The 18,829-nt window shown below is 61.4% G+C and carries 19 protein-coding genes; 8 read left to right on the top strand and 11 right to left on the bottom strand.

The annotated features are described in order from the left end of the window. Positions 1 to 26: 26 nt before the first annotated feature. The 6 genes from BV106_RS14415 to rpmH all read right to left on the bottom strand — a co-directional run bounded on the left by BV106_RS14415 (position 27) and on the right by rpmH (position 3,729). Positions 27 to 236 (bottom strand): DNA-directed RNA polymerase subunit omega, encoded by a 210-nt coding sequence (locus BV106_RS14415; RefSeq protein ID WP_038165736.1) that lies wholly within the window; start codon positions 234 to 236, stop codon positions 27 to 29. Positions 237 to 356: 120 nt separating this feature from the next. Further along, positions 357 to 839 (bottom strand): R3H domain-containing nucleic acid-binding protein, encoded by a 483-nt coding sequence (locus BV106_RS14410; RefSeq protein WP_038165734.1) that lies wholly within the window; start codon positions 837 to 839, stop codon positions 357 to 359. Positions 840 to 846: 7 nt separating this feature from the next. Further along, positions 847 to 2,691: a membrane protein insertase YidC gene (gene yidC / locus BV106_RS35585; protein WP_051945826.1), complete on the bottom strand. Its 1,845-nt coding sequence runs from the start codon at positions 2,689 to 2,691 to the stop codon at positions 847 to 849. Positions 2,692 to 2,762: 71 nt separating this feature from the next. Continuing rightward, on the bottom strand, positions 2,763 to 3,098 hold the full coding sequence (gene yidD / locus BV106_RS14400; protein ID WP_038165731.1) for a membrane protein insertion efficiency factor YidD: 336 nt from the start codon (positions 3,096 to 3,098) through the stop codon (positions 2,763 to 2,765). Continuing rightward, positions 3,095 to 3,487: a ribonuclease P protein component gene (rnpA, locus tag BV106_RS14395; RefSeq protein ID WP_063767936.1), complete on the bottom strand. Its 393-nt coding sequence runs from the start codon at positions 3,485 to 3,487 to the stop codon at positions 3,095 to 3,097. Before rnpA ends, yidD begins: the two co-directional genes overlap by 4 nt. A gap of 35 nt (positions 3,488 to 3,522) precedes the next feature. After that, positions 3,523 to 3,729 carry a 50S ribosomal protein L34 gene (gene rpmH, locus BV106_RS39275; RefSeq protein ID WP_009959822.1) on the bottom strand — a complete coding sequence of 69 codons (207 nt, stop codon included), beginning with the start codon at positions 3,727 to 3,729 and terminating at the stop codon, positions 3,523 to 3,525. Positions 3,730 to 3,905: 176 nt separating this feature from the next. Between rpmH and BV106_RS14385 the strand changes: the two genes are divergently transcribed. The 5 genes from BV106_RS14385 to BV106_RS14365 all read left to right on the top strand — a co-directional run bounded on the left by BV106_RS14385 (position 3,906) and on the right by BV106_RS14365 (position 9,181). Beyond that, positions 3,906 to 4,394 carry a GNAT family N-acetyltransferase gene (locus tag BV106_RS14385; protein WP_038165728.1) on the top strand — a complete coding sequence of 163 codons (489 nt, stop codon included), beginning with the start codon at positions 3,906 to 3,908 and terminating at the stop codon, positions 4,392 to 4,394. Then, positions 4,378 to 4,725: a hypothetical protein gene (locus BV106_RS14380; protein ID WP_038165723.1), complete on the top strand. Its 348-nt coding sequence runs from the start codon at positions 4,378 to 4,380 to the stop codon at positions 4,723 to 4,725. Before BV106_RS14385 ends, BV106_RS14380 begins: the two co-directional genes overlap by 17 nt. A gap of 287 nt (positions 4,726 to 5,012) precedes the next feature. Beyond that, positions 5,013 to 6,788, top strand: a complete 1,776-nt coding sequence (locus tag BV106_RS14375; protein ID WP_038165912.1) for a flavodoxin domain-containing protein — start codon at positions 5,013 to 5,015, stop codon at positions 6,786 to 6,788. A gap of 85 nt (positions 6,789 to 6,873) precedes the next feature. Continuing rightward, positions 6,874 to 8,598, top strand: coding sequence for an NADPH-dependent assimilatory sulfite reductase hemoprotein subunit (locus BV106_RS14370; RefSeq protein WP_038165722.1), 1,725 nt, complete (start codon positions 6,874 to 6,876; stop codon positions 8,596 to 8,598). A 211-nt stretch (positions 8,599 to 8,809) separates the two neighbouring features. Further along, a complete protein-coding gene (locus BV106_RS14365; RefSeq protein ID WP_038165721.1) occupies positions 8,810 to 9,181 on the top strand; it encodes a hypothetical protein in 372 nt (123 codons plus the stop codon). 26 nt (positions 9,182 to 9,207) lie between these two features. On the opposite strand, the gene BV106_RS14360 is transcribed toward BV106_RS14365, so the two are convergent. The 5 genes from BV106_RS14360 to BV106_RS14340 are packed head-to-tail and all read right to left on the bottom strand — an operon-like array spanning position 9,208 to position 15,274. Continuing rightward, positions 9,208 to 12,204, bottom strand: a complete 2,997-nt coding sequence (locus BV106_RS14360; RefSeq protein ID WP_038165720.1) for a hypothetical protein — start codon at positions 12,202 to 12,204, stop codon at positions 9,208 to 9,210. Beyond that, on the bottom strand, positions 12,201 to 13,157 hold the full coding sequence (locus BV106_RS14355) for a prepilin-type N-terminal cleavage/methylation domain-containing protein (RefSeq protein ID WP_038165718.1): 957 nt from the start codon (positions 13,155 to 13,157) through the stop codon (positions 12,201 to 12,203). The genes BV106_RS14360 and BV106_RS14355 overlap by 4 nt, the downstream gene beginning before the upstream one ends. Then, on the bottom strand, positions 13,135 to 13,647 hold the full coding sequence (locus BV106_RS14350) for a hypothetical protein (protein ID WP_038165716.1): 513 nt from the start codon (positions 13,645 to 13,647) through the stop codon (positions 13,135 to 13,137). Before BV106_RS14350 ends, BV106_RS14355 begins: the two co-directional genes overlap by 23 nt. Further along, positions 13,644 to 14,330, bottom strand: coding sequence for a prepilin-type N-terminal cleavage/methylation domain-containing protein (locus BV106_RS14345; RefSeq protein ID WP_081891733.1), 687 nt, complete (start codon positions 14,328 to 14,330; stop codon positions 13,644 to 13,646). The genes BV106_RS14350 and BV106_RS14345 overlap by 4 nt, the downstream gene beginning before the upstream one ends. Positions 14,331 to 14,377: 47 nt before the next feature. Beyond that, positions 14,378 to 15,274, bottom strand: a complete 897-nt coding sequence (locus BV106_RS14340; RefSeq protein WP_038165713.1) for a LamG domain-containing protein — start codon at positions 15,272 to 15,274, stop codon at positions 14,378 to 14,380. Between the two features lie 153 nt (positions 15,275 to 15,427). On the opposite strand from BV106_RS14340, the gene BV106_RS14335 reads away from it, so the two are divergent. The 3 genes from BV106_RS14335 to phnA all read left to right on the top strand — a co-directional run bounded on the left by BV106_RS14335 (position 15,428) and on the right by phnA (position 18,829). Continuing rightward, positions 15,428 to 16,039, top strand: a complete 612-nt coding sequence (locus BV106_RS14335) for a cupin domain-containing protein (protein WP_038165711.1) — start codon at positions 15,428 to 15,430, stop codon at positions 16,037 to 16,039. Positions 16,040 to 16,236: 197 nt separating this feature from the next. Continuing rightward, on the top strand, positions 16,237 to 17,568 hold the full coding sequence (locus BV106_RS14330) for an alkaline phosphatase D family protein (protein WP_081891731.1): 1,332 nt from the start codon (positions 16,237 to 16,239) through the stop codon (positions 17,566 to 17,568). Between the two features lie 19 nt (positions 17,569 to 17,587). Beyond that, complete coding sequence (gene phnA / locus BV106_RS14325; RefSeq protein WP_038165707.1) at positions 17,588 to 18,829, top strand: phosphonoacetate hydrolase; 1,242 nt, start codon at positions 17,588 to 17,590, stop codon at positions 18,827 to 18,829.

Genomic DNA, 18,829 nt, shown 5'->3' with positions numbered 1-18,829 from the left:
GCGGAGAGGACCGCCCCATGGCGGGATCAGGTCGGAATTTCTTCGATTTCTTCGCGCTTGATCTTCCCTTCGATGATCTCCTGAAGCGCAATGTCAGCCTCGCGCATGCCGGGGCGGCGTTCCACCAGCGCAGGGCGTCCCTGGTTCAACTGGCGCACCCGCTTGGACACCATGTTGATGAGCACCGGGGGATCGTTGATGATTTGAGCGGCTTTGTCGACAAGGTCAGATCTCATGAGTAGCGTTCCGGTTCCGGTAAAGAGGACAAGGGGGTAAGAGGGAAGCGAACTTAGCGAGGCAAACTGAGAACGCAAGCAGAACCTCTCGCCCTGGGCTCCACGCACGCTGGCGGCAACTTAGTCTGCCGCCCCACTCCCACCCTGCTGACGGCGCTTCAGGGTGATGCGCTTGAAGCGCTCATCCCCCGAGGCACTTTCGCTCTGCACCAGCGGGTCGTTCACAAAGATATTGTGTACCAGACGCCGGTAGTAGCTGTTCATGGGGTTGAGCACGGCGGGCTGTCCCGTCACGCGGACGCGCTCAGCCAGCTCCTTCACTTTCTCCATCATGCGGTCCTCCCGCATGGTTCTGAAGTACTCCACATCCACCCGCACCCGGGGCGCAGTGGGATCCCGCCGCTGCAGGATCCGGTTCACGAGGTACTGGATGTCATCCAGCACCTCGCCGCGGTGCCCGACCAGGGCATCCGTCTCTTCAGTGAAAATCTGCAGCGTCGGGCCTTCTGCCCCTTCCTCCTCCTCGATCCGTACCACGAACCCCAGATACCCCAGCAGGGTATCCAAGATCTGGCGGGCGTGCTCGAGAGGCGGCAGGGTCATGTCATGCTCAGGGCTTCCGGGACTTGGATCCCCCACCACCCAGACGCGGGATCGAGGACTTGTCTTTCTTGTCCTTGGCGGGCTGACCGGAGCCAGAGGCTGGCTTCAGATCTACGACTGCTTTCTTTTCAAGGACAGGATCCTTCTGCCAGAGGCGGCTCACCTGCGCCTGGAAGATGCTGTAGATGTTCTGCACCGTCCAGTACAGCGCCAGCGCGGAGGCGAACGAGTAGCAGAAGAACAGGAACATGAACGGCATCAGCATGAAGATGCGCTGCTGCGTCTTGTCTGCGGACGCCGGCTGCGGCGTGAGCTTCATCTGAAGGAACATCGTCAACCCCATGAGCAGAGGCAGCGGGTTCAACGGAAGGTGATAACCGAGCAGGTGCAGGGTGGTCACCGTGTCCGGAAGAGAAAGGTCCTGGATCCAGCCGAAGAAATGCTGACCGCGCAGCTCGGCGGCGTAGCGGAGGACGGCGTAGAATCCGAAAAAGATGGGGATCTGGACGAGCAACGGCAGGCAGCCACCGAGCGGGTTCACCCCGTACTCGCGGTACATGCGCATCATCTCGGTATTGACCTTCTGCGGATCGTCCTTGTGCTTCTCCTGCAGTTCCTTGATCTTCGGTGCCAGCAGCCCCATGCGCTTCATGGTGGCGTTTGACCGGGCCTGCACTGGCCAGAGAAGGGAGCGGACGGTGATGGTGAGCAGCACGATGGCCACGCCCCAGTTGCCCGTCAGATCGTGGAACCAGCGCAGCATGAACACCAGCGCGCGGCTCACGAAGGTGAACCAGCCGTAGAACATGACGTACTGCATCTGGCGGTTCGGCTGGCCTTCAGCCACGTCGATCTTCTTCAGATCGTGGAAAATCTTCGCACCGATGTAGATGCGGTAGTCCACCGAGGTGCTGGCATTGGGCTCCAGCTCAATGGCAGGCAGGCCCACGCCGCCGTGAATGGCATAGTCCTGCAGCGCCTTCTTGTGATCCTTGAACTCGTCGTTCGAGTGATCAATGAGGAAACGCGTGGCCCAGGTCTTGGCAGGGATGTCAGACTTGGTGCTGATGAGCGTGGTGTAGAAGCGGCTCATCACGCCGCCCCAGCGGAGATGCTGGAAGTTCTTCTGCAGTTCCACGACCGGGCCGCCGAAGCCGAGGAACCCGGCACCATCACGGAAGCTGCCCGTGGCGAAGTTGCTCGCGTCACCGGCATCATTCCAGACAAAGGCGGGCGCCTCAATCTCATCCGGACGGAGGGAGGAGGCCGCGCCAGTGTAGAGGTAATAACTATCACGCACCAGCTTCGCGCTGGACTGGTTCTTGATGGTAACCTTCAACTCCACCAGGTGGTCGTTGCTGCCAGCCCCTTCAGAGAAGCTGTACTCCTTCCGCACCAGCACCTGATCGGGCGAGACAGCCTCGAAGACGACCCGCTTGTCGGTCTTCTCCACGATGGCGTAGGTGAGATCCTGGTAGGCCTTGGCAGCGGTGCCGAGCGCGCCGATGGCCGCCTTGCCGTGCTGGTTGAGCTTGATGTGATCCTTGGTGTCGAGCATCACCACCGAGGAGATGCCGCCGCCCACGTTGGTGAAGGTGTAGATCGCGCTGGCGTTCTTCAACTCGATCTTCTCTTCCGTCAGGGGCGCGGTCGCACCCGGTGCCGTGGGGGCTACGGGATTCGCCGGGCTGGCAGGATTGGCGGCAGTGGCCTGGGCCGGATCCACGGCGGGGGCCGTCGCGGCAGCCGGAGGCTGCGGCAATGGCGCGGGCGGGTGCTTCGCAGTCCACCAGAAGTTGAACGCCATGCCTATGGCACAGAGGGTGACGACAATCCAAGCTTTACGATCCATGAGAGAAAGTGTGTGATGCTAAAATAGTGAAATTGGGTCGGTACACGCCGCCCACGGTTGGCCACCGCACGTCACACGGGGGGACGGGGCGGTATCTCAGGCTCCGGGGAGGTGGAGGAAGACTGGTGGAGCAGATGACCGTTCTGGCAATGACATTCTGAGGTCTTTCCAGGTGACAAGTCCGGCACCGGATCGTGCCCGCTCCCACCCCACGGGTTGCAGCGACCGATCCGCTTCACCCCCATCCAGCCCCCACGGATGACGCCGTGCCGCTCCACGGCTTGCAGGAAATAATGCGAGCACGTGGGCTCAAACCGGCAGCCACTGCCTGGGCCGCCGACAAAGTGCAACACCGGGGAGATGAAGATCTGATACCCCCGGATGGCGATGCGAATGAGCGTCTTCATTCCGCTTCACGGACCACAGGCCGCGTCTGGGTCTGGGGTGGCTGGCTCTCACGAACCAAGACTCCCGCACGCTTGGCGACTTTTTGAAAGTCGGTGCGCAGTTCGTCAAACGTGGCACCGGCCGCCTTCCAGCGGGCGATGACCACAAGCCAGACTCCCGGAGCGAGAGGGGTGGCGCGCAGGATCTCCCGAAGGCGACGACGCACCAGATTCCTCTGGACCGCTCCACCGACCTTCCGTGATGTGATGAGGCCAGACCTCCAAGGGGCTTCCTCACCGGCACGCAAAACCCCGAGCACGACATAGCGCCCGGGGTAAGTGGTGCCCTCAGCCCGCACACGACCAAATTCGGAAGCACTCCGAAGTCGGCGCGCGGCGGGGAATCGCATGACTGCGGACCGGAGCCCTAAAGCGGGCAGAAAAGTTAGTACGACGGGTAACCGCTCGTGTTGTGCTGCTGCGTGTGGCGCTTGAAGTGCACTTCCACACCCTTGGGAAGCAAACGCTTGCGGCCAGCACGGCGGCGGCGACGCAGGATGTCACGTCCGTTCACGGTTTTCGTCCGGGCGCGGAACCCAAACTGTTGTTTGCGGGTGCGCTTGGAGGGCTGGTAGGTACGTTTGCTGGGCATATTCGCAGGGTGGATGAAAGGTAAATGACACCTGCGGCGCACCGCTGGAATCAATGGGGCGGGCAAACTAACGGGTTCGAAAAGGTTGTCAACTTCTGAGTCATCTGACCTTCATCCCATCCCGGGGGAGAGAAATCGTTTTCGCGTCGGTCCATAAGAGTATAAGATGGACTCACATGCCTCAACTGTCTGCCCCGTCTGAACCCCGCATCGAGCCCGCCACGCTGGAAGATCTCCCTCAACTGGCGAACTTGGTGGTGGCTCTGCTTGGGGAGGAGGAGGACTTTACGCCCAACCGGATCAAGCAGGAGCACGGTCTCCGGCTCATCTTGGAGCAGCCTTTGCGCGGTCGCATTTTTGTCCTGCGCAACGATCACACGCTGATCGGCATGGTGAACCTGCTCTTCACCATCAGCACGGCCGAGGGCGGCTTTGTCATCCTCATGGAAGACGTCATCGTCCACCCCATGCACCGCGGCCAGGGCTATGGCTCCATGCTCCTGAAGCACGCCATCGAGTTCGCCCGGGAGAAAAAGTTCAAGCGCATCACCCTCCTCACGGACAAGATCAGTGCGGAGAGCCAGCGTTTCTTCCAGAAGCACGATTTTGTCTTCTCCCACATGATTCCCATGCGATTGGTCTTTGGGGATGAAAGCGCTGGATGAGCCTGAGACAGCCCTGGTTTTCGAACCTGAGGGCGATCCTCCGCCTGCCGCGACGGAGACGCAGCCTGTTGTCGAATACGGAGCGCGCTCCGATCCCCTCCCCGCTGCTGACGCTCTGGCCTGGAGCCTGCTAGGCCTCCTCGCCTTCTGCGCTCTCTGCTTTCTAGCCGGAGCCCTGACCCTCCGCCACCGCGAACGACATCCCGCACCGTCCGAGGAGGACGATGAAGACAAGCCCGTCATCCTCCCGCGCACTCCCAAACGCCCCCCTGATGACGAAAGCCCCCGGCAGCCTTGGGAAAGAGACGGCGACTGGTGGAAGAAGCCGTAATGAGCCTCGCAGAGCCACCTCAGCCCCTGCCAAGACAAACTTCCAGCTCCTGGGCTATCACAGATGGTCAATTAAGATCAGACTTTCTGTACGGCGATCGCTTGTCGTACACCTATCTCACCACTGTCATTAACCACTCAACCTGAATGCATTGCGCAATTGCCTACTTTTCCCATGGGGAATTTAGAATTACTCCTTGCGCGGTCGCAATTCAGGACTAAACTTGCGGTCCAACGTACTTACAGCTTCGTTGGGTTCCCTTCATCCCAGTGAACTTCATCCCTGAAATGCTTCCCGAGCACTCGCCCTTTTCCCCCGACCAACGTCGGTCCATCGAAAGCCTGATCGCCAGCTTTTCCCCTGCTCAACGCTTCTGGCTGGGTGGATACCTCTCCGCCGGAGAAGCAGTGCCTGCCGCAGCGGCACCGGCCACTGCCGTGAAACTGACGATTCTGTACGGGACGGAATCTGGGAACTCCGAGAAGCTTGCGGACCTCTCTGCCAAGGAAGCCAAGAAGCATGGCTTCCAGGCCACGGTGAAAAACATGTCGGACATCGCTCCGGCAGACTTGGCCAAGATTGAGAACCTCCTGGTGATCGTGAGCACCTGGGGCGACGGGGATCCCCCGGAATCCGCCACCTCCTTCTACAAGGCGCTGATGGGGCAGACCCTTTCCCTGCCGAAGCTGCACTACTCCGTGTGCGCCCTCGGAGACACTTCCTACGAGCGATTCTGCCAGACCGGCAAAGATGTGGACGCCCGGCTCGCCAGCTTTGGCGCCACCCGCGTCTCCCCGCGTCAGGATTGCGATGTGGACTATGAGGAGAACCACCGCACCTGGCTGGAGGCTGCGCTTGCCGCCCTCCGGGCCCTCGCTCCCTCCGCCCAAGCCCCCATCGTGGCCGGTGGTGCCGTGGCCTCGGCTCCTGCTGTCGCCGCCTACGGGAAGAAGAACCCCTTCGGTGGTGAGCTCCTCGAACGCGTGCTGCTCAATGGCAAAGGCACCTCCAAGGAGACCTGGCACTACGAGATCTCCCTGGAAGGCTCTGGCCTTGTCTATGAGCCCGGCGATGCGCTGGCGGTGATCCCCGTGAACGCCCCGGACATGGTTCAGGGCATCCTGAAGGCCTCCAAGCTCAGCGGCAGCGAAGATGTTTCCTTGAACGGCGAGGGCAGCAAGCCCCTGTCTGACGCCCTGCGCGAAGACTTCGACATCACCGCGCTCTCCCGCCCCGTGCTGACCAAGCTGCAGGCGCTGACGAAGTCCAAGAAGCTAGCCGCACTGCTCAGCGAAGATGCCAAGGACAAGTTCAAGGACTACCTCTGGGGCCGCTGGATCGCCGACGCGATTGCAGACTACGCACCGAAGGGTCTCTCCGCCGCGGACCTGGTTACCATCTTCCGCAAGCTGCCGCCACGTCTCTACTCCATCGCCTCCAGCCCCCTCGCCCACCCGGGTGAAGTGCACCTCACCATCGCCTCCGTGCGGTATGATGCGCATGGCGTGAGCCGCAAGGGAGTTGCCTCCACGTACCTCGCCGACCTGGTGAACAAGGGTGACAAGGTAGATGTGTACAACCACCAGAACAAAAACTTCCGCCTGCCCGCCTCCTCAGACGTGCCGGTGATCATGGTGGGCCCCGGCACGGGCGTCGCCCCCTTCCGCGCCTTTGTGGAGCACCGCGGTGCCCTGGGTCAGGGTGGCAAGTCCTGGCTCTTCTTTGGCGACCAGCGCTACACGTATGACTTCCTCTACCAGGTGGAGTGGCAGGAGCACCTGAAGAGCGGGGCCCTCTCCAAGCTGGACGTGGCCTTCTCCCGGGACCAGCCCGAGAAGGTATATGTCCAGAACCGCATGCTGGACCGCAGCAAGGAACTCTATGCCTGGCTTCAGGACGGCGCTCACTTCTATGTCTGCGGCGATGCCGCCCGCATGGCGAACGACGTGCACGAGGCGCTCATCTCCGTGGTCGCGACGGAAGGCGGGAAGTCCCGCGAAGCTGCCGAGGCCTATGTTGAGGATCTGAAAAAGACCAAGCGCTACCAGCGCGACGTCTACTGAGGACACTCTACCAAGTTTTATATCCCAACACCCAACCCCGCCGCTCTTTCCAACCCCGTCCCGCCAACCTGCGGCACCCACGCCAATGTCTGAAAAGAAACTGTCCGCCAACGAAGGAATCAAAACCCGCTCCAACTACCTGCGCGGCAACATCGCGGAGGATCTGGCCGACCTCTCCACTGGTTCCCTCTCTGAGGACAACCAGCAGCTCATCAAGTTCCACGGCAGCTACCAGCAGGATGATCGTGACCTGCGCCCGGACCGTCGCAAGCACCGCCTGGAGAAGGCCTTCTCCTTCATGCTGCGCATCCGCCTGCCCGGGGGAGTTTCCACGCCCCACCAGTGGCTCGAGACGGACCGCATGGCGGACTCCTACGCCAATGGCACCATCAAGCTGACCACCCGCCAGGCCTTCCAGCTTCATGGCATCATCAAGACCAACCTGAAGCGCACGATCAAGGAGATCAATGACGCGGCCATGGACACCATCGCAGCGTGCGGTGACGTGAACCGCAACGTCATGTGCAACCCGAACCCCTTCCTCTCCAGTGTGCATGAGGAAGTGATCAAGGCGGCCCGCGACATCTCCACCCACCTCACCCCCCAGACCGGTGCCTACCATGAAATCTGGCTGGACGGGGAGAAGGTGAAGAGCAGCGAGGAGGAGGAGGAGGAGCCGATCTACGGGAAGACCTACCTGCCCCGCAAGTTCAAGATCACCATCGCCGTGCCTCCGAGCAACGACGTGGACATCTTCGCCAACGACCTCTCCTTCATCGCCATCGTGGAAGACGGCAAGCTGATCGGCTACAACGTCGCCGTCGGCGGCGGCATGGGCATGACCCATGGCAACGAGGCCACCTTCCCCCGCATCGCTGACGTGATTGGCTACTGCGCCGCCGACAAGGTGGTGGACGTGGCTGAGAAAGTGGTGCTGGTGCAGCGCGACTTCGGTGATCGCACGGACCGCAAGCACTCCCGCCTGAAGTACACGATTCAGGACCGCTCCCCCGAGTGGTTCCTTTCCGAGCTGAACAAATACCTCGGTTACGACCTCGAACCCGTGCGTCCCTACGAGTTCAAGGACAACGGCGACCGCTACGGCTGGGTCGAAGATGAGCGCGGCAACTTCCACTACACCCTCTTCGTGCAGGGTGGACGCGTGCTGGACACCCCCGGGTATCCGATGCGCACCGGGCTGCGGGAGATCGCCAAGATCCATGACGGCGACTTCCGCCTGACCGCAAACCAGAACCTGCAGATCGCGAACATCTCCGCCAAGAAGCGCGCCGAGGTAGAAGCTCTGCTGGAGAAGTACGGCATGCACCAGAGCCATGAGCGCAGCGCCCTCCGCCTCGCCTCCATCGCTTGCGTGTCCCTGCCGACCTGCGCCCTGGCTCTTGCCGAAGCGGAACGCTATCTCCCGGATGTACTCACCACTCTGGAGGAGACGATGGAAGAAGTCGGCCTGCGTCACGACGCAATCACCATCCGGATGACGGGCTGCCCCAACGGTTGCGGCCGTCCATTCATCTCAGAGATCGGCTTCGTGGGCCGCGGCCCAGATCGCTACAATCTGTATCTGGGCGGTGGCCATGCGGGCCAACGTCTGAGCAAGCTGTATCGTCAGGACGTGGCCGCAGAGGACATTCAAGCCGTGCTGGCCCCCATCCTGAAGCACTACGCCACGGAGCGCAATGAAGGAGAGCACTTCGGTGACTTCGTCATCCGCTCCGGCTATGTGCAGGCCACCGTGCAGGGCGATGACTTCCACAAGAACATCAAGGACGAAGCCTACCTTTCGAGCTAGGTCATAGCGTCCAAAGCCTGAACTTCGAGCCCCCATTCGCCCTGGCGCGGATGGGGGCTTTTTGTTGGGGAGCCCTAATAGATGTTTGTTCAGGCAACCGAGGGATTACGCGAGAAACAACTCCAAGCGCGGAATGCCAGCGTTTGGCGCAGACTCTCGACCCCTTCCCCGACACCTTGACAAGGCAGCCCACATCAATTTCTCTATCCCCATGCTTTTTCTCATTCTCCTTATCGAAGGCTTGGTGATCGCCGCTGTCGCCTATGGAGTCGGCGCACTGATCGCCGTGGGTGGCTGGCTGGTGTCGAAGATCATCCCGCCCCTGAAGATCCCCGCCTTTGTGCGCTGGGCCCTTGCCGCTCTGGTGGTGGGCGTGATCGGATTCTGGGGACTCGCGGATGTTCTGAATGCCAGCAACGTCCAGGCAGATGACTGGATGAAGGTCGCCTCCATCACCTTCAAAGTTTGCTTCGGACTCGCGCTCGCCGCCCTTGTGCTGACGGGCATCCTGGTCTCCACCACCAAAGCAGTCGTCAAAGGCGTGTCAAAAGGAGCCAAGGCATTGGCCAAGGACGGGGACTGAATCTGGTATCTCTCCTTCGCTTTCGGTTACGGCGTCAGGTTTCGAGAATACACCACGCGAAATCGCACCTCGTCATCAGCCGCATTGGCCGTGCCGCGATTGGTCACGTAGCGCTCCAACATGACCTGCTGACGTTGTTCCGCTGTCACCGTGAGAGCTCCACTAAGCGTCTGCTTCATCGCCTGGCCCACGGTGTAAACGGTGAACACACCACCTCGCGAAGTAATGAGGCTGCCAATCTCGCGCACAAGACTCTCACTGGCCTCCCCTTCATCGGCCACGCCCTTCACCTCGCAGATCTCCCACGGGATGTCATAGGCATTGGGGTCAGAGGCCGCCGGCGCGGCCTTCCACGGGAAGCCATAGCTCTTGCCGAAACTCTTCCCGAGCCGGTTGTTCAGCGGTGAAAGTTCACGCCGGTAGATGTTGCCCGCGATCTCCGTTGCCTTTTCCAAGGTCATGCCATTGGCTCCAGTGAGGAGCGCCACCAGCGCCTGGGAGCGGGTGAGATTCTCAAACGGCAGCGTGCGGGAATTCACATTCACGCGACCTCCCACCGAGGTGCCGTGTGGTTTGTAGAGCCCTCCATTGGAGGTGGTGCCGGTATTGGGCACGCTGAAAAGATCCAGAAGTGCCCAGTCCGGCAGCGAAGGATTGGCTACTGTGTAGTTGTTCACCTGAAGCCGCAATGTGCGCCAGGGGATGCTGCCAGTGGCTGCGTTGTTGCCCGTGTGGACATAGCCCAGCTCGGCCACGGAGCCGAGGCGGCCGTCATCGCCATCGGGTCCGTTGGCTCCTCGTCCCTTCGGAGGAGGCATGTAGAAGCTGGCATCCGTGATCTTGCCTCCGGCATCCACGTCCTGTTGCGGTCGCACACTCAGCGGGTTCGCCCCCACGGTAGAGCGGGAGTTTGGCGCACCGAAGGTGTTGCCATTGTTCTTGTTCGGCTTCCAGTCGCTGGGGTGCACGCTCGCCCGGGGATCATCACATTCATGGGAGACCATGTTGGCCGGGGTGGTGGTGGCCGGGTCGCCCATGTCGCAGCGGATGGTGCCATGCTCTGGAGTGATGACGATGCGAGGCGCATGGGGCCCGGTCATGAAGCCCTCGGCGTCCGACTTCCAGAGATACATGGCCAGCCGCCAGGGGCAGTATTTGCGCACGGACCACGGAGCATCGCGATAGAGCACCTTGTTTACCACCAGCCGCTGGCCCGGCATGAGCTTGGTCTGCCCGCCCTCAACGTCTTCTTTGAAAATTCGGACGGTGATGGAACGGCCCTTGGTGCTGGTCACTCGGCCACCGGGGCCGGGCAGATATTGCGTGAAGGTGCTGTCCGAGGCCGTGATGTCAGGGTTGCTGAAATGCCAGCCATAGGAGGAGTTCGGCGTGGGCTCCGCACTCTTGTCCGGCACCAGATCCACGCCATCATCCACGCCATAATTGGGCGGAAGGAAGACCTCAAACCGGTAGTGCAGCGGGTAGAGGTTCTTGGGCTTGCCCTGCGCGTCCCGAGGCCAGCCGGAGGGCACCGGATTGGGAACCGTCACCGGGTCATTCTTCATGTACATCCCCACCTCTGTGATGTAAGGCGCACGACTGATGCCCAGAAAGGTGTTGGACCCAGCATACCCATAGGAAGGGTGGGTGGTGAGTTCACCAGCCGGGTTCGGGCCAAAACGCATCGGCGCGAACACGTCCATGGCAGACTCCTTGGCGCGCACATAGTCGATGATGTTCACCGCCAACTGGGAAAGCTGGGCATCCGAGTCACTGGCGGCACCTGGATAGTATTTATCCTTGAAACTGACCCCGGGTGAAATGGGCCATTCGCGGGAGCTGACGTAACGCATGAGATCACGCACCACGCCATCGAGCTTGTTCGGCAGCAGCACATTGGAGCCCGCACCGGCATAGTCAGGCTGGCCGGCGGCAAGGTGGTCGTAGTTTCCAGGATCCAACTGCTCCTTGGTGAGGCCCAGCGTCTCGGGATCATCTCGAAGAATGTCGAGAAACTTTCGCGCATAGGTTCCGTCTGCATTTTTTGGAACCAGGGCGGGATTGGTGGTGAGCAGGATTCGCTCCTCTCCAAAGAAGGTGGTGTCCGGATCCTGGTTGTAGTGGGTGAGCTCAAACTTGTGCCGGGCCAGCAGGGCGGAAACACCCGGCATGCTTTCCTCGATCCGCCTGACATCGGTAAAGGAGTTGAACGGTCGTTGGACCGCCTCCTGATGCAGTGCATCCGCCGCCGCTTCATCGAGACGGGCGCCATCCTGCCCCGCAAGGCTGGTGAGATTGATGCGGCTCGGGTGGGATGCCGGATGTTTGTTGGCACGGGCGGGCGGAGTGCGCTTCCAGGCCAGGTTGCAGTTGATCTTGCTGCTCTCGTCATCCACCCAGTAGGCGAAGCGCCCGATGATGGGCCGGGCGCTGTCACGAGAGTCCGGTTCTTCCGCTGTGTCATAGGAAAGGCCTCCTCCCTTCACATCCTCCCGCACATAGATCCACCGCAACTTCAACGGTACCGGCTTGCCGGTCGCGGGGTCCTTGATGTCGGTGATGAGCCGTGATCCAGGCTTCGGGTCCGATAGAATTTGAACATTGAGATTGGCCGGCTCGAAGACAGGTGAAGTGAATGCAGATGCCCGGGATGTGCCGCTGGAGAGCTCCACCTTCCGGCGAATTTCCTTCTGGCTGGCAGGCAGGACATCCGGCACCAGGAGCGCTCCGGGCTGGCTGATCCAGTTCCGCTTGCGAAGGGCAAACTGCTCTTCACTCTCCCCCTCCTGACGAGGGGCGTCCACGGTCTCCTTCTGCAGTAGGGCCACGGTGCGATCCACCCCTTCTCTGGCCAGCTGCGCGGCCCGTGACCGCTCCATATGATGGGCGGACACACTGCGCTCAATGCGTGAAGTGTCCAAAAACACCACCACCATGACCGTGAGCAGGGCGATGATGAGCAGCGTGATGATGAGAGCAGCCCCCTTTGGTCGGGAAGCGGAGGTCGTTGAGCAAGACTTCATCGGGAGTGCAGCAGCTGAATTTCTGTGGTGTAGATGCGAAGTCCCGGGAGCAGCGCCGCCAAGGCGGGAGAGCTCTCCGCGGCGGACTGCATGCGCTGGAGGAAGGCGGCCGCGTCCCTGACAGCGGGTTCGGCCGCAATGGCGCGCACCTCATCGGCCGCCCGCATCAGTTCAAACGCATGACCCGAGTCCACCTGGGCCAGCGACACCCTCACAGTGGCGGGGAGGTAACGCTTCTCGGTGTAGCTGAGCCTGCCTTCAGGCTTAAAGAGGCAGTCGTAGCCCTGGCGGGAGTCATAGCTGCGGGGCAGTGCCTGACCATCCAGCCCGTAGCACTGCACCCAGAACCCGGGCACGAGATCGGCAAACAACCCCCGGTAGCCTCCGGACTTGTTCTCTGGGGCCACGTTCCGCGACACGAGGTCCGGGTCCAGCCACGCGTCCGGTCCACTGGCAAAGACTCTGAAGTCTGGGTTCTTGGAAACGACACCGTCCTTGCGGACAGAAGGCGGGATGAACAGGCGGCAGAGCATCGGCCGGCCCTCCGACCACTTGATGAAATAACCCACCACGGCGATCTCCCCGAAGGTGGTCTCCATGGCCAGGGGCGACTGCCAGAAAAGCGAGTCGGACCAGGCGCACCCCTCCGGCAAACGGGCGGTGGGAGGGCTGGCGAGAAACTGCAAATTGCCCTGCCCCCGTGGGTCCACGCCTTCCACGGGAAGCAGGGCTCCCTGCAACTCCGATGCCAGGAAATCTGCCAGCGCCCGGGAACTGCCGCGGCGTTCCGCATTGCCCTCGCCCCGCGTCCAGGCCTGGCTCACCGCCGTGAGCGAGCCCCCAAGCAGCGCCACGATCAGAGCCAGCACGCTGATGGAAACCAGCAGTTCCACCAGGGTGAAGGCCCGCGCCGTGACATTTTCACGAGAATCAGTATCGGGCGATGTTTGCATACAGACGTTGGTGGCCGGCTGGCTGGGCAGTGGTGGTACCGCTTCCCGTCGTCACGGGCCAGGAGCAGGCCATCTCCACACGGACGAGGTTGCAAGTGCCGGTGGTGGGATTTCTGGTGTCCTCACAAGGGCGCTGCGTCACCAGGCAGCGATAGGCGGCGCTCAACTCATCCGGCCCACTGGCATTGGCGAGCAGCATGCCCTGGGAGTCAAAGTAGAAGACCGGAGCGGCATCCGGCACGGCCCCGTCTCCATCTGCCGAGGCAGATCCGGCGCTCTGGATCAAATCATCAAAAGGCTGCTTTGAAAGTCTGGCCACGATTTGTGAAGACATGGCTGTCAGGGCAGTGTCCCGGGCGGAATCCCGCTCCGCGGAGAGGGAGACACCCAGCACCCCAATCAGGGACATGAGGGCCACGGAGCAGATCCCTGTGGCAAGGACCACCTCAGCAAGGCTGAAGCCGGCAGAAAGGCGCTGAATCGGTTTCATGGTTCGAGTTGTGGACGACTGATTTTCGGCAGGCCGGTGGCCCCCAGGATGGCGATGTCAAAAAAATTGTCCGGCCTGCCATCGGCACCGGGCCTGGGGTGTTGAACCGTGCCGTCCACCACATGTCCTTCCACAAGACGGATCTGGGAGGGCACCGAGGCATCCAGCAACCCGCCCCCAGCTGTGAAGATGCGTGCGACCATGGCGTTGTTACCCTGAACCCCCGCCCCCTGGTACCGTACAGGCGGGGCCGCCTGCCCCTGCTCGTCAGTCAAAAAGGGGAACGGTTCGGGCGAGTCCAAAAGGAAAGTGCAATCAGCGGTGTTGGACGCATCCACCACCACGCCTTCCGGCAGCAGTTCCCAGTTTCCCTTTTGCACCCAGCCCTCGCCTTCCTTGTAGTAGATGATGGCGAAGGCCCGATATGCCTGGGACTGGCTTGGGCTGGTGAGCAGCACCAGGGCAGACAGCGTGTTGTGGGACATGGCGGTCTGGCGGGCCGCCCCCACGAGTCCCGCCACCTGCTTGCCTCCCGCGGTGAGTCGCGCTGCCCCCGTGCTCTGCACGGCCGGCACCACCAAAGACAGCAAAACTGTCATCACGGCCAGTACGAGGAGCAGTTCAATCAGGGTAAAGCCCGCGATTCGAGCGCGGGCGCTTGGGATCGTCGTTGGGATTTTCATGGCGTGCGGGCATGGTTTTCCCACCAGCTTGGCTCGGAGCCAAAGAACTAGGCTCTGCGTCGGGATCGACGCAGGTGGAGCCCCACGATGCCGAGCATCAGCAGGACAGCTCTTGAGGGCTCGGGAGCAAGGCTGGTCACTGAAAGTCCGTCGATGTAGGTCAGGTCGTAGAGGTCGGAGATCTCGACGTCGGTCAGAGCGCGGTTCCAGAGGCCAACCTCGTCCATGAAACCGTCCCAGAAGCGACCGTTGTTGTCGCGAAATGTCCCCAAGTTGATCGCAGGAGAGTAGAGCGAACCCTGGGCCATCGTGGACGTGGTGCCGACCAGTTCCCCATTGAGGTAGATCTTCTTTGTGACGGTGGTGCCGTCAGAAGAGAAGGTTTCCACGACCTGCTGCCAGGCGCCCTCATGGGTCGTCGAGTCATAGTAAGCCGCGTTTGAGACATCGTAGTTGGCCTTCCCCGGGTTGTAGGCGGTGCCGACATAGGATCCATTGGACGAGGCCAGATCCCCGCGAATGCCGAACGACAGATCATAGTCCACATCGCCCTCATAAAGGAAGAGACGGTCCGTGGGGGCGCTTTCAGGCTGCAGGTAGTACCAGGCGCTGATGGTGAAGCTGTAGGCCAGTGGTTGTGGCGCAGGATCCGCCGCCAGCTTTCCATAGCCGAGGCCGATTTGAAGCCAGTCCTTGTCCGCCCGGTTGAAGTACCCGGCGTTCCCAGCGACTCCGGCTATTGCGCCGTAGTGCCCGGTCAGTGTGTTGGAGGTCACCCCCGAATTGGTCACCACCACATTGTTCCCGGAGGTGTCCACTGGAGCACTGCCCTCGAAATCGAGGTAGAAGCTCAACCCGTCCAGGAGGGAGACGGAGCCACGAGCGGGCTGGACCAGGCCAGCCAGCAATCCTGTAGCGCACAATAGGGACAGCAGGTGTTTCATTGCGGTCGGAGGCTAAAGTTTCTCAAAAGAAAAGAAAGTGACCTTGTGTAAACAAAATGTTTCTTTTGAGAAAGTCGAGACCGTTTTTTCTCACGCCATCCTGCTTTGCTCCATCGGCCCCCCTGTGCTAGGCTTCGGGATCGCCACAGCACTATGAATTTGGTAGAACTCGCCCAACGCATCCGAAACGCCCGCTTAAAGCGAGGCTTGACGCTGGAAGAGGTCTCTGAGTCTTCAGGTCTGGCGAAAGGGCTGCTGTCCAAGGTGGAGAATTTCCGGGTCACCCCCACGCTCACCACGCTGGCCAAACTCACAGAAACGCTGGGAATCAAGCTCTCAGAGCTTCTTGAGGGATTGGACGAGAAGCCCCGGATCAGCGTCGTGCGCCGCAGTGAACGCAAGCCGATCGAGCGCAACTACATCCCTTCCGAGGCGGGCAACAAGCTCAACAATTACTACGAATCCCTCGCCCACCGCCGCGCGGACCGGGCCATGGACCCACTCGAGGTGCGCGTCCCCGCCAAAGGCGGCCGTCAGCTCGCCATGAAGCATGAGGGCGAGGAGTTTCTCCTCGTGTTGGAGGGTACCGTCACTTTCGAGTACGACAACGACCTCTACCGCCTCGACGCCGGAGACAGTCTCTATTTCGATGCAGAAACGGACCACCGCGTCTTCAACGAGACCGACAAAGATGCGAGGGTGCTCTGTGTCATGTGCATGGACCCGGCAGCGTTGACCGCTGCCAATCGGCTTAGCAGCAAGTAGTTCCGCATTTTCTGACCCTCTCGCACCTGTTCCAACAGCGTGTGCTGGGGGAGCTCGTGCACCGATCCAAACGAACCCTCTGACTGGGTTTTCTTGAGTGAACGAAATGTTTCCCAAAAGAAATAGCGAGTGATCTAAAAGCGTAAAAAGTTGCTTTCTAGAAACAAAAGTGTCTTTTTGGCCTGTCGCCACCTTCTATGAAATCATCTTCTCGTTCCTCTGGCAGGGTTAGTCGTCGGCAATTCGTTGCAGGAACGCTCGCCTGCACGGCCGCATCCGCCCTCAACCAAGCCGCGGCCGCCCCCGCAGTTTCATCTGACGTGCTGGGGCCCATCGTGGGACACACCGAGTCAGACAAGAGTGCCCTCTGGATGCGCGTCGCGGCTCCCGGTGAATATGTACTCGAGGTGACGCCCAGCACCGGTGGCGCCGCCATCAAGGTACCAGCGCAGGCGACGGCTGAGCACGATTTTTGCCTGCACTGGCAGGTAGAAGGACTGCGCCCGGGGACCAGCTACCGCTACCGTGTCACGTCGAAAGGCACCCCCCTCGCAGACGCTGCGGAACAGACGTTCAAGACGGCTCCAGATCCTGCCAAACCCGGCAAGGTGCGTTTTGCCATCAGCTCTTGTGCCAAAGAAGATGCCGGCAGCCGGGCCGTCTGGACCCGCATGGCAGAGGAGCAGGTGGATGCAGTGATCCTGATCGGGGACACGCCGTACATCGACAGCACGAAGCTCGACATCCAGACGAAACGACACCGCGAGTTTGCTGCCGTGACTGAGTACCAGAAGCTGCTTCAGAGTCGCCCCTGCTGGTGGACCTGGGACGACCACGACTTTGCCGGGAATGATTGCGATGGACGTGCCGCGGGCAAGGAGAACAGCCGTACGGTGTACTGCCGCTACCGTCCACAGTGGTCGTTTGGCGAAGACAATCAAGGCATCTACACCAGCTTCCGCCACGGCCCGGTGGAGGTGTTTCTGCTGGACACACGATGGTTCTCGGAAACAGAGAAGTCCTATGCTGACCCCTCCAAACCCTCGCTGCTGGGAGCCGCCCAGTGGGAGTGGCTGCAGCGCGGGCTGAAGGCCTCCACCGCCCCTTTCAAGCTCCTGGCCTGCGGGGTGATCTGGGACGACAAGCAGAGCCGGGAGAAGGACGACTGGGGCACCTACATGCACGAGCGAAAGGCGCTGGAGGACTTCATCGCCAGGAACAAGATCCCCGGCGTGGTTCTCGTCGGCGGCGACATTCACGCAAGCCGGGTGCTGCGTTACAAGTCGAAGAAGACGGTGGGCTACGATCTGGTGCAATTCATCGCCTCCCCCATTCACAGCAGCGTCATCCCCAAGCTCAATACCTACCACCCGAACCTGGTGCGCAGCGCGGTGGAGCCGCATGTCTTCCTCGTCATGGAGGTGGACAGCACCGTCTCCCCCGCCCGCATCTCCGCTGAGTTGGTCAACCGCCATGGCGAACGGGTCTTCACCTACAATCTGACTCTGGCTGATCTCACCCCCGCCTGAACTTCCTCGAACCCGACCCATGTATTCCACCGCCTCTTTCACCGTCAACCAGCGCACTTACACCCTGCCACCACGCCCCGTGGTGGTCGTGTGCCTGGACGGCTCCGCCACCGAGTACTTCGATGCTGCCCTGGTTCGCGGGCTCATGCCCCACCTTGCCAAAATGAGCCTTCAGGGTTGGCGCGGCTTCGCCCGTGCAGCCATGCCCACCTTCACCAACGTCAACAACACCAGCATCGTCACCGGGACCCCTCCCAGTGTGCACGGCATTGGCGGGAACTTCTTCTATGATGCGGCCCAGGATGAGGAGGTGATGATGAACTCCTCCAAGTTCTTGCGGGTGGAGACGATCTTCCCCGCCGCCCAGAAGGCCGGACGCAAGGTGGCCGTGGTGACCGCCAAGGAAAAGCTCCGCGACATTTTTGCCTCCGGCCTCATCAGCGAGGGCGGTGCCGCCTTCTCTGCTGAAAAGGCCGCCCAGGCCGTAAAAGCCACCCATGGAATCGACGACGTGGAAACCATCGTGGGCCCCACGCCGGAGATCTACAGCGGTGACGCCAGCCTGTACGTGCTGAAGGCGGGCGTGGCCCTCCTGGAGCGCGGCATGGCGGACTTCCTGTATCTCTCCACCACCGACTACATGCAGCACAAGCATGCGCCGGAGGAGCAGGAGGCGCTGGACTTCTATGCCGCCATTGACGCCGAACTCGGCCGCCTCGTGGCGTTTGGTGCGGTGATCGGGGTAACCGCAGACCACGGCATGAACGCCAAGCAGAAGGACGATGGAACTCCCAATGTCATCTACCTGGAAAGCGAACTGCAGGCGCAGTTCGGCGACGGGTTCCGCGTCATTCTGCCGATCACGGACCCCTATGTCGTGCATCACGGAGCCCTCGGTTCCTTTGCCCAAGTGCATGTGCCAGCCGGCGTGGACATCCGCGTAGTTCAGGAGTGGCTGCTGGGCCGCACCGGAGTGACCGAGTGCCACACCCGGGCCATCGGGGCCAGGCTCCTCGAACTCCCGGAGGACCGCATGGGTGACCTCGTGGTGGCCAGCGGCCGGGACGTGGTGCTGGGCCGCACGCCCGCCTATCATGATCTGAAGGCCCTGGCAGGCGGTCTGCGCAGCCACGGCGGCAGGTACGAGGAAATGGTGCCCTTTGTCTTCAGCCATCCGCTGAAGCCCTCCCACGCCGCCCGCGCCAAGGCGGACCCGCGGAACTTCGACATTTTCGAATTCACCTGCAACGGCACCCTCTGA

The sequence above is a fragment of the Verrucomicrobium sp. BvORR106 genome (assembly GCF_000739655.1).
Classification (GTDB): domain Bacteria; phylum Verrucomicrobiota; class Verrucomicrobiia; order Verrucomicrobiales; family Verrucomicrobiaceae; genus Verrucomicrobium.
Note: the sequence above shows the minus strand (reverse complement) of the source record. Positions and strands in the feature narration are given on the sequence as shown.

Bases quoted from the DNA above. Each gene is read 5' to 3' on its own strand.
- BV106_RS14375 (WP_038165912.1), top strand. From the start codon at position 5,013: ATGCTTCCCGAGCACTCGCCCTTTTCCCCCGACCAACGTCGGTCCATC.
- BV106_RS14380 (WP_038165723.1), top strand. From the start codon at position 4,378: ATGAAAGCGCTGGATGAGCCTGAGACAGCCCTGGTTTTCGAACCTGAG.
- yidD (WP_038165731.1), bottom strand. From the start codon at position 3,098: ATGAAGACGCTCATTCGCATCGCCATCCGGGGGTATCAGATCTTCATC.
- BV106_RS14415 (WP_038165736.1), bottom strand. From the start codon at position 236: ATGAGATCTGACCTTGTCGACAAAGCCGCTCAAATCATCAACGATCCC.
- yidC (WP_051945826.1), bottom strand. From the start codon at position 2,691: ATGGATCGTAAAGCTTGGATTGTCGTCACCCTCTGTGCCATAGGCATG.
- rpmH (WP_009959822.1), bottom strand. From the start codon at position 3,729: ATGCCCAGCAAACGTACCTACCAGCCCTCCAAGCGCACCCGCAAACAA.
- BV106_RS14365 (WP_038165721.1), top strand. From the start codon at position 8,810: ATGCTTTTTCTCATTCTCCTTATCGAAGGCTTGGTGATCGCCGCTGTC.
- BV106_RS14410 (WP_038165734.1), bottom strand. From the start codon at position 839: ATGACCCTGCCGCCTCTCGAGCACGCCCGCCAGATCTTGGATACCCTG.
- BV106_RS14330 (WP_081891731.1), top strand. From the start codon at position 16,237: ATGAAATCATCTTCTCGTTCCTCTGGCAGGGTTAGTCGTCGGCAATTC.
- BV106_RS14360 (WP_038165720.1), bottom strand. From the start codon at position 12,204: ATGAAGTCTTGCTCAACGACCTCCGCTTCCCGACCAAAGGGGGCTGCT.
- BV106_RS14340 (WP_038165713.1), bottom strand. From the start codon at position 15,274: ATGAAACACCTGCTGTCCCTATTGTGCGCTACAGGATTGCTGGCTGGC.
- BV106_RS14385 (WP_038165728.1), top strand. From the start codon at position 3,906: ATGCCTCAACTGTCTGCCCCGTCTGAACCCCGCATCGAGCCCGCCACG.
- BV106_RS14350 (WP_038165716.1), bottom strand. From the start codon at position 13,647: ATGAAACCGATTCAGCGCCTTTCTGCCGGCTTCAGCCTTGCTGAGGTG.
- BV106_RS14355 (WP_038165718.1), bottom strand. From the start codon at position 13,157: ATGCAAACATCGCCCGATACTGATTCTCGTGAAAATGTCACGGCGCGG.
- rnpA (WP_063767936.1), bottom strand. From the start codon at position 3,487: ATGCGATTCCCCGCCGCGCGCCGACTTCGGAGTGCTTCCGAATTTGGT.
- BV106_RS14335 (WP_038165711.1), top strand. From the start codon at position 15,428: ATGAATTTGGTAGAACTCGCCCAACGCATCCGAAACGCCCGCTTAAAG.
- BV106_RS14345 (WP_081891733.1), bottom strand. From the start codon at position 14,330: ATGAAAATCCCAACGACGATCCCAAGCGCCCGCGCTCGAATCGCGGGC.
- BV106_RS14370 (WP_038165722.1), top strand. From the start codon at position 6,874: ATGTCTGAAAAGAAACTGTCCGCCAACGAAGGAATCAAAACCCGCTCC.
- phnA (WP_038165707.1), top strand. From the start codon at position 17,588: ATGTATTCCACCGCCTCTTTCACCGTCAACCAGCGCACTTACACCCTG.